Origin of the sequence: Candidatus Seribacter sulfatis (assembly GCF_964187635.1) — a bacterium.
GTDB classification, from domain to species: Bacteria; Verrucomicrobiota; Verrucomicrobiia; order Opitutales; family Seribacteraceae; genus Seribacter; species Seribacter sulfatis.
Map to the genome: position 1 here is coordinate 1 of NZ_CAXLMO010000072.1, position 8,426 is coordinate 8,426.

7 protein-coding genes are annotated in these 8,426 nt (G+C 45.6%); all 7 read left to right on the forward strand.

Annotated features, from left to right (window positions below; genetic code table 11):
• Positions 1 to 96: 96 nt before the first annotated feature.
• The gene (locus tag ACKPQ5_RS07425; protein ID WP_407678468.1) at positions 97 to 1,548 is read left to right on the forward strand and encodes a tripartite tricarboxylate transporter permease; all 1,452 of its coding nucleotides are present in this window, start codon (positions 97 to 99) and stop codon (positions 1,546 to 1,548) included.
• A gap of 18 nt (positions 1,549 to 1,566) precedes the next feature.
• Positions 1,567 to 2,964 carry a sulfatase family protein gene (locus tag ACKPQ5_RS07430; RefSeq protein ID WP_407678469.1) on the forward strand — a complete coding sequence of 466 codons (1,398 nt, stop codon included), beginning with the start codon at positions 1,567 to 1,569 and terminating at the stop codon, positions 2,962 to 2,964.
• A gap of 441 nt (positions 2,965 to 3,405) precedes the next feature.
• Positions 3,406 to 4,824 (forward strand): sulfatase family protein, encoded by a 1,419-nt coding sequence (locus ACKPQ5_RS07435; protein WP_407678470.1) that lies wholly within the window; start codon positions 3,406 to 3,408, stop codon positions 4,822 to 4,824.
• A gap of 26 nt (positions 4,825 to 4,850) precedes the next feature.
• Positions 4,851 to 5,705 (forward strand): hypothetical protein, encoded by an 855-nt coding sequence (locus ACKPQ5_RS07440; RefSeq protein WP_407678471.1) that lies wholly within the window; start codon positions 4,851 to 4,853, stop codon positions 5,703 to 5,705.
• Between the two features lie 60 nt (positions 5,706 to 5,765).
• Complete coding sequence (locus ACKPQ5_RS07445) at positions 5,766 to 6,146, forward strand: cupin domain-containing protein (protein WP_407678472.1); 381 nt, start codon at positions 5,766 to 5,768, stop codon at positions 6,144 to 6,146.
• The gene (pdxA, locus tag ACKPQ5_RS07450; protein ID WP_407678473.1) at positions 6,147 to 7,130 is read left to right on the forward strand and encodes a 4-hydroxythreonine-4-phosphate dehydrogenase PdxA; all 984 of its coding nucleotides are present in this window, start codon (positions 6,147 to 6,149) and stop codon (positions 7,128 to 7,130) included. It abuts the gene before it with no gap.
• The coding region (locus ACKPQ5_RS07455) for a hypothetical protein (RefSeq protein WP_407678474.1) at positions 7,039 to 8,426 on the forward strand (1,388 nt) is incomplete at its 3' end. The genes pdxA and ACKPQ5_RS07455, both read left to right, overlap by 92 nt.

Consider the following 8,426-nt stretch of genomic DNA (forward strand, 5'->3'; position numbering starts at 1 on the left):
CATCGAAAAACCAACCTCACTGCCCCCCCTTCACTGGTTGGTTCTTGGCATGACAATTATTTGCGGAGCTTTTGTCTTAATGGAAAGAAAGAAAGCATGATCGCCCTTTTTTCCGACCCCTTAATTCTCGGGCTTGTTCTTTTGGGAACGACTCTTGGTATAACCGTTGGAGGGATTCCCGGTCTGACCGGGACAATGTTAATTGCACTCACTCTGCCCTTTACTTTTTCAATGCAACCAGTGGAAGGTCTTGTTCTTCTGGTGGCGATGTATGTGGGAGCGGTGAGTGGTGGATTGATCAGTGCCACCCTTCTCCGCATGCCCGGAACGCCGGCTGCAGTCATGACTACCCTGGACGGTTACCCCATGGCAAACTCAGGTCGACCGGGCCGGGCTTTAGGGTTGGGCATGGGAGCCTCACTCGTGGGGGGAATTATTTCCTGGTTTGCCTTATGGCAATTATCTGAACCCATGGCTGACTGGTCCACCAAGCTGGGTCCCTTTGAACTCTTTTCACTGGTTATACTTGCCCTTGCATTGCTCGCGGGCGTGGGAGAATCCACCCGGGCAAGGGGTTTACTGGCGGGAAGTCTGGGTGTACTCGTGGCCATGCCCGGAATGCATCCAGCCACTGGTGAATTACGGTGGACAATGGAATTTACTTCCATGAACGAGGGCTTTCGTCTAATTCCCGTTCTTATTGGAATGTTTGCCATAGGAAAAATACTGGATGACATTCTTGGGAAAGCAGAAAAAGTGGAAAAAGTAACCGGGAAAGATTCTGCATGGATTCCACTTAGCGATTGGAAAAAACATTTTGTTAATTTAATCAGGTCTTCGGGAATTGGTACACTGATTGGAATTTTACCCGGAGTCGGAGCTAATATTGGATCCTTAGCGGCTTATGTTACCGCAAAAAGGGCTTCTAAAAACGCGGATGAATTTGGCAAGGGAAGTGAGGAGGGAATCGTTGCTTCCGAGTCCGCAAATAACGCAACCGTAGGCGGTGCACTTATCCCTCTCATTGCCCTAGGGATTCCTGGAAGTGTAATTGGAGCAGTCCTTTTAGGTGCCCTCATTGTACATGGTCTGCAACCCGGCCCTTTACTCTTCCGTCAAAACCCCGAAGCCGTGCATGCAATCATTGGCACCGTTTTAGTGGCCAACTTGATGATGTTTCTCATCATGCTGATATGTGCCAGGTGGATGGCAAAATTATCCCTAATCCCCAAGAATATTCTCTTTCCAGCGGTTACTCTTTGTTGTGTCTGGGGGGCTTACGCATTAAACGGCCTCTGGTTTGATGTGATCGTAATGTTTGTATTCGGATTACTCGGATGCCTGATGGAACGATCTAAATTGCCCCTGGCCGCATTTGTGATCGGTTTTGTGCTCGCCCCGGTCGCCGAAGAAAACCTGTGTGCCGGCCTTATGGCAAGCGGCGGAAGTTACGCTCCTCTCGTGACTAGGCCAATTTCTATTTGCCTATTGGTCTTGGCTGGCTGCCTACTCCTATGGAAAAAGAAAGATTCGGCAAACAGGTCTTAAATACTTAAAGTCCATTTAATGAGTAAACGGCCCAACATTTTATGGTATTGCACCGACCAGCAGCGCTTTGACACCATTCACGCCCTTGGTAACTCCTTTGTAAAGACTCCGGTATTGGACTCGCTTGTGAAAGAAGGAACTTCTTTTACGCACACCTATTGCCAAAGCCCAATTTGTACCCCCAGTCGGGCAAGTTTCATGAGCGGGCTTTATCCAAGCCGGGTACACAACACCCGTAACGGGAACGAAAGTTTTCCTGGGTGGCCACCCGTGATTACGAAACTAATTGCCGATGCCGGCTACGATTGTGGACTTATTGGAAAATTTCACCTGCAAAGCTCGGGTAAACGAACGGAACCGAGAATTGAAGACGGTTTCTCCTACTGGAAATTCAGTCATGCCCCAAGGGACGATTGGGAGGAAGGGCACGACTATGCCGACTGGGTACGAAACCAGGGAGGAGATCTTAACAAACTGCGTGAAAGTGAAGACAGAGTTCCCACCGAACTGCATCAGACCACATGGGCTTCAGAACGATCGATCGAGTTCATCCAACAGGAAAGGGAAAAACCGTGGTTATTGAATGTCAATATTTACGACCCACACCCTCCCTTCACTCCCCCCAAAAGCTACGCCGATCAATTTGACCCAAATGATATGCCCGGGCCCCATTTTAAAGACAGTGATTTGGATGCTCAGGCCAAGTTGGCTCATTGCGACTTTCAGGATGAAGTACGCACACCGGAGGAACATGACGCCAAGGGAGCACAGGCACGATATTATGCAATGATTGCTCAGATTGATGATCAGTTTGGTCGTATTCTGAAAGCCTTGGAAGAAAGTGGTCAGAGGGAAAACACGGTGATCATTTTCACCAGCGACCACGGGGAATCACTTGGCGATCATGGACTCATGTACAAAGGATGCCGTTTTTATGAAGGACTGGTGCGGGTTCCCCTTATTTTTTCCTGGCCTGGAAACTTCATTCAGAACAGCCAAAATAATGCACTGGTTGAAATGCTCGACTTATCCGCCACCTTGTTAAATTTGGCCAGTGTTGATTTACCGGACTATTTACAGGGAGTCAGCCTGCTTCCCATTCTCTCCGGACAAACGAAAGATGGGGAACACCGTGATTTTGTAAGAAGTGAATACTTCGATGCCCTCGACCCTCACTTCACCGGAGGAAACGGCACCTATGCGACCATGCACAGGACCAGGAAATATAAGCTTTGCGTATACCATGGAAAAGGGGTGGGAGAATTATTTGACCTCGATCAGGATCCGTGGGAACACAATAACCTTTGGGACTCACCCGCCCATGCCGATATCAAAAACCAATTGCTCGCGGAAAGCTTTGATGCCCATGTTCTGCTTACCACTGATGTCGGCTCTAAAAGAATAGCCCCCATGTAATTGGGTCTTGTTGTAACCCCTTTAAATTAGGCTTTTTTACTTTTTTTCAAAAATATTTACTTTCTTTTGAACGTTTTTGGAATTAGTTCCGTCTTACCCATTGACAATAGTCAGTTTGTTTCAGTTTAGTTTGTATTTCAAAAGCCCAAGAACACCGCAGCAATGCGGTGTTTTTGTTTTAAAAGGAATTCAGTAATTTCCAGGTATTACCGATGTATCTAAAATAAATTAACTTTCTTTTGAACGTTTTATAAAGTCTGTTGGTCTTACCCATTGACAATAGTCAGTTTGTTTCAGTTTAGTTTGTGTTTCAAAAGCCAAAAGACACCGCAGAAATGCGGTGTTTTTTTTGGCATAGTTTGAAACTATTCATATAAAAATGACAGCTGTGCTAAATATGCCTTTGCTTCTGAGATTATGATGAGATTGACTTAACACCCAATGAAGAAGCTATTCACATTAAGCATATGTCTAATACTTGAAGCATTTTCTACCTCCCGCCCTAACATTATACTCGTCATGTCAGACGACCACGGTTACGGGGACTGTGGATTCACCGGTCATCCTTTTGTGCAGACTCCCCATTTAGACGATATGGCCAAATCAGGTGTTGTCTTTAATCGATTCTATGCAAGCGCACCGGTCTGTTCACCCACCCGGGCAAGTGTATTGACTGGAAGGCACCCCTTTCGGGTAAATGTTCCCAACCATGGCCACTACCTAAGACCTCACGAAACCACAATTGCTGAAAAACTCAAGGAAGCCGGATACCTGACCGGACACTTTGGAAAGTGGCACATTGGATCTGTTCAACCCGACAGTCCAACATCTCCAGGAGGTGCCGGTTTTGATGAATGGTTATCCGGTCTCAATTTTTTTGATAACAATCCCTTTCTAAGCCGAAATGGAAATTTCGAACAGATTGAAGGGTCCGGTACGGTCATAACGATGGATGCCACCCTTGCGTTTTTGGAAAAATACCATCAAGGCCCCAAACCTCTCTTTATTGTGACCTGGTTTCCTTCTCCCCATGCTCCCCACCGCGAGGTCCCACAGGGCATGCCCAATGCGTCTACTCTCTACAATAAACAAAGAACTGGAATGAAAGGATACTTTCGCGAGATCACCTTGCTTGACCAGCAAATGGGTAGGTTACGTAAAAAGCTTCAGGAATGTAATCTCACGGACAATACACTTCTATTTTATTGCAGTGACAATGGTGGGCTCGATCCTAAAACATCTGGCGGTCGAGAGAGAAAGGGCAGTATTTATGAAGGGGGTTTACGCGTACCGGCAATTCTCGAATGGCCTAATCGCTTTTCTGCAAAAGAAGTTAACACTCCCTGTATTACATCAGATCTTTACCCTACCCTTCTTAGCATAGCCGGAATCGAAAAGGAAAAAGATCAGCCCCCTTTAGATGGAATTAATCTAATGCCGATCCTTTATGGCAAAAAGAACAAACGTCCCCCATTTGGATTTTGGTATGGATTCAGAAACGGACAATCCACATGGAACGACCGTATTATAAAAGATTTACTTGATGCCCAAAAAAGTGGAAACCCAACCCCCTATCCGGAACGCATTCTCAAAAATGTAAACGAGTTCGAAACATTCGATCCGGACAATCTTCTTGGACATGCCGCGTGGAATGGTTGGCCTTGGAAGCTCCACCGTATACAAACTAAAGAAGAAACCTATTACGAATTGTACAACTTAGAAAAAGACCCAATGGAGTCTCAAAATCTAGTCGTTACTCAGAGAAAGAGAGTTCAATCCATGACCAATGCCCTGGAAAGTTGGCAAAAATCCGTTCTCCAAAGTTGGTCTGGAAAAGACTATGAAAAAAGTGAAAAATAGAACGAACAGAATTTAATTAATAAAGCATGCCTGGATATTTCTACCATCGGGGAATCACCCTGCTTTTCACTCTACTTTTCTTTACCCTTTCCGCTTCTGAAAAAAAAGAGCCTGTCATAACAAAAGAAATTAAACTGAAGGCGGAACTCGGAATAAAAGCTATTTTGCAGGTGCAAAAAGTATTTGGTAAATATTCCATCGAAACACCCCAAATATTTAAAAGGAACCATCAAGAATTTGAACATATAGAAATTGTAAAAGACAAAGAATTGGAAAGTGCCTTTATGTTTACCCTTCGTAGGGATATTGACGGCGACCGGGATAAGGTATGGCCTCAAGGTAAGGAAAGACAAAGAAACGAAATTAAAGGCTACCAGCGGTCACCAGAACCAATGAAAGCGAAAGTAAAAGAAACTCATCATATTAAGTGGTATCTTAAGATTGATAAGTCCTTTCAAATCAATAAGGAATTTTGTCACTTTTTTCAATTAAAGGCAGTGGGCTCAAATAACATAGATGATCCGATCCTCACCTTGTCGGGAGTAACGGAACGGGGGAAACCCCAACTTCAGTTGCAATGGTGGTCGCTCAAAGAGTCAGGTAGGATCTTTCTGATCGACTGGGAAAATTCAAAAGATAAATGGTTAATATGTGAATGCATATCAAACTATTCTAAAAACGGTTCCATTGATTTTTCTATTCGCTCCATGGATGGTGAAATTAATCTCAAAAAACAATTGAATAATCTGGAAACCTGGCGGGATGGATTTGAATTTGTACGCCCGAAATGGGGAATCTATCGAAGCTTGGCAAAAGAAAAAGATAAGTTAAACCCTAAGGATCATATTTGGATGAATAATTTTTCGATCCGTAAGATTTAGTCTAAAATTACTGACGCTAAGCTTGCCCTAACTGCCTTCCCGTTCAATGATAGGTCCCTTATGACTGATCCCAGAGAAAAGCAGACCACGGTTCACTCCGCTAGACCATGGGGTGACATCTTCATGGTAGTGCGAAACCAAAAATGTTCGGTTGACCTGACCGAAGTAAAACCAGGCGAGCGGGCAAGTTTACATTCTCATGCCATCCGGCATGAACTCTTTCATTTCATGGATGAGGGTGCAGTCCTTGAAATTGACGGTAAACTCTTTCATCCCAAAGCTCATGAAGAATTCATGATCAAACCAGGTCAAAAACACCGGTTCTGGGCAGAAGATAGAATTTTTCGAATGTTGGTGGTCAGCTTTGGTGAATGGAGGGCAGAAGACCAAATCCGCCATGAAGACGACTACGGCCGAAAAGGAGAAACCCTCAAACTTTAAATGCCAAAACCACGCATAGCGGTAACCATGGGCGACCCCGCAGGGATCGGCCCGGAGATCTGCCTGGATCTTCTAACCGATTCCTCCATTGCGGATCTTTGTACACCGATTGTATTTGGAGATGCCAATGTCCTCAGACTATGTGCCCAAAAAACGGATAAATCAGCAGATTTCAAAGAAATCAGTTCAAATGACTTAGTTTCTGCAACTGAGCCTTGTGTCCTCAACCTTGGGCTTATCGATCAAAGTCTCTTGGAACCGGGCGTGGTGAATGAAGCCACGGGTCACGCCACCTATGGATATATAACCCAAGCAATCGATGCCTGTCTTTCCCAATGCGTTCATGCCGTGACCACCTGCCCGGCCAACAAAGAAGCACTGCAATCCGCCGGAATTCCCCAACCGGGACACACCGAAATTTTTGCCGATCGGACCCAATCTAAAAAATTCTGCATGGCCTTTCTTTCCGATGAAATCAATTGCAGTTTGGTCACCGTGCATGCTGGCTATCAGGAGGTTCCCCATTTACTGAACGAACAAAGAATTGTGGATGTAATCGAACTTACTCGGGACACACACAAAAAATTACTTGGAAAAGAGCCACGAATCACGGTATGTGGGCTTAATCCCCACGCTGGGGAAAATGGTTTATTCGGAAACCGCGAAGAAGAACTTATTATACAACCTGCGATGGATAGAATGCGGAAGGAAGGTTGCGACCTCGTAGGCCCGGTCCCTCCTGACACCGCCTTCACCCAATCGCAAAGGAATGTGACCGATGCCTACATCTGTATGTATCACGACCAGGGACTGATTCCAGTCAAGACAATCGCCTTTGAATCAGCGGTGAATGTCACTCTGGGTCTCCCCATCGTCCGTACTTCGGTGGATCATGGAACCGCCCTCGACATCGCTTGGCTTGGCAAGGCGGACTCCCGCAACCTCAAATCGGCCGTTCGGCTTGCGGTGCGGTTGGCAGGCTGAGAAAATTTTGAGGGTCAATCCTTCCATGGTAAAAATCAAATTTCTTTTCACCCTACCCGCTTTCTTTGCTTTTCAATTGTTTTCGGAAGCACCCCTATTACGGGACTTCATGGGAATCAATGGACATTTCCATTTCGATCCAATCCAATACGCCCAAACCTGCAAACTTGCTCGCAATTACCATAATCTAAATTGGGATGTAAAAAAGCCCGGTGATCCCATCACCTTTCCCATTTGCGTAAATAAAGTGAATTGGAAAACCCATGTGTACGGGAAATGGACCGCACAAAATTTCGAAAATAGCCTCTGTGCGCAGTTCGGATCCTTTGGTGAAAGTAACCAGGACTATGCCTCCATTTGGAGGAATCAGGAGGGCTGGTGTTTTGAATATGGTAAGGCGATGGCACGCTACTTCGGACCTTCGGGAAAGGAAAAGCTCATCACTTCAATCGAGATCGACAACGAACCTGGGAACGATTTTGACGATGCTCTTTATCAATCGATTTTTAAAAATATGGCCCGGGGAATCAGGGCTGGAGACCCGAAAGTCAAAATTGTCACCTGTACGGCTCATGCCACAGCAGCCGACAAGTATTCCAAAGATTTGCGGAAAACTTTTGCTGATCCTGAGATGCTCCCACTTTTTGATGTCATAAATCTGCACACCTACGCTCAACTAAAAAAAGGAATAACCCAAAGCCCTTGGACTCGTACCTATCCTGAAGGCAAAGACACACCCTATCTCCAGGTTGTCGAAGACACAGTCCGATGGAGAGACCGAATCGCTCCTGACAAGGAGATCTGGATAACCGAATTCGGTTATGACTCCTGTACCCCAAAGGCTATGGCCAAACGCTCGGGGTGGTTCGAAAAGCTGGATTGGCGAGGAGTTACCGACTTGCAGCAAGCCCAGTATTTGATCCGTTCCTTTCTGCTGTTTGCATCCATGAAAGTGGATCGTGCTTACCTTTACTTTTTTGACGATAAGGATGAACCTCAAGTCCATGGTTCATCGGGTCTCACTCGCCACGGAAAACCAAAACCAAGTTTCTATGCAGTTAGCCAACTTTACCGGATTTTGGGTGATTATCGATTCGAACGCATCATTAAACGAACCGAGCAGCTTTACCTCTTTGAATTCTCCAAAGAAGATAAGAGGAATCAACTATGTTGGGTGGCATGGATGCCCACGGGTTTCCGATCCGATCAACCGGCCAAAAAAAACCATCGAATAACGGAGATCACACTTACCGACCTGCCCGCGAAACCAAAACAAATATTGGACATGCAAACCTC

Coding starts and splice junctions, on each gene's coding strand:
- ACKPQ5_RS07425 (WP_407678468.1), top strand. CDS start 97: ATGATCGCCCTTTTTTCCGACCCCTTAATTCTCGGGCTTGTTCTTTTG.
- ACKPQ5_RS07430 (WP_407678469.1), top strand. CDS start 1,567: ATGAGTAAACGGCCCAACATTTTATGGTATTGCACCGACCAGCAGCGC.
- ACKPQ5_RS07435 (WP_407678470.1), top strand. CDS start 3,406: ATGAAGAAGCTATTCACATTAAGCATATGTCTAATACTTGAAGCATTT.
- ACKPQ5_RS07440 (WP_407678471.1), top strand. CDS start 4,851: ATGCCTGGATATTTCTACCATCGGGGAATCACCCTGCTTTTCACTCTA.
- ACKPQ5_RS07445 (WP_407678472.1), top strand. CDS start 5,766: ATGACTGATCCCAGAGAAAAGCAGACCACGGTTCACTCCGCTAGACCA.
- pdxA (WP_407678473.1), top strand. CDS start 6,147: ATGCCAAAACCACGCATAGCGGTAACCATGGGCGACCCCGCAGGGATC.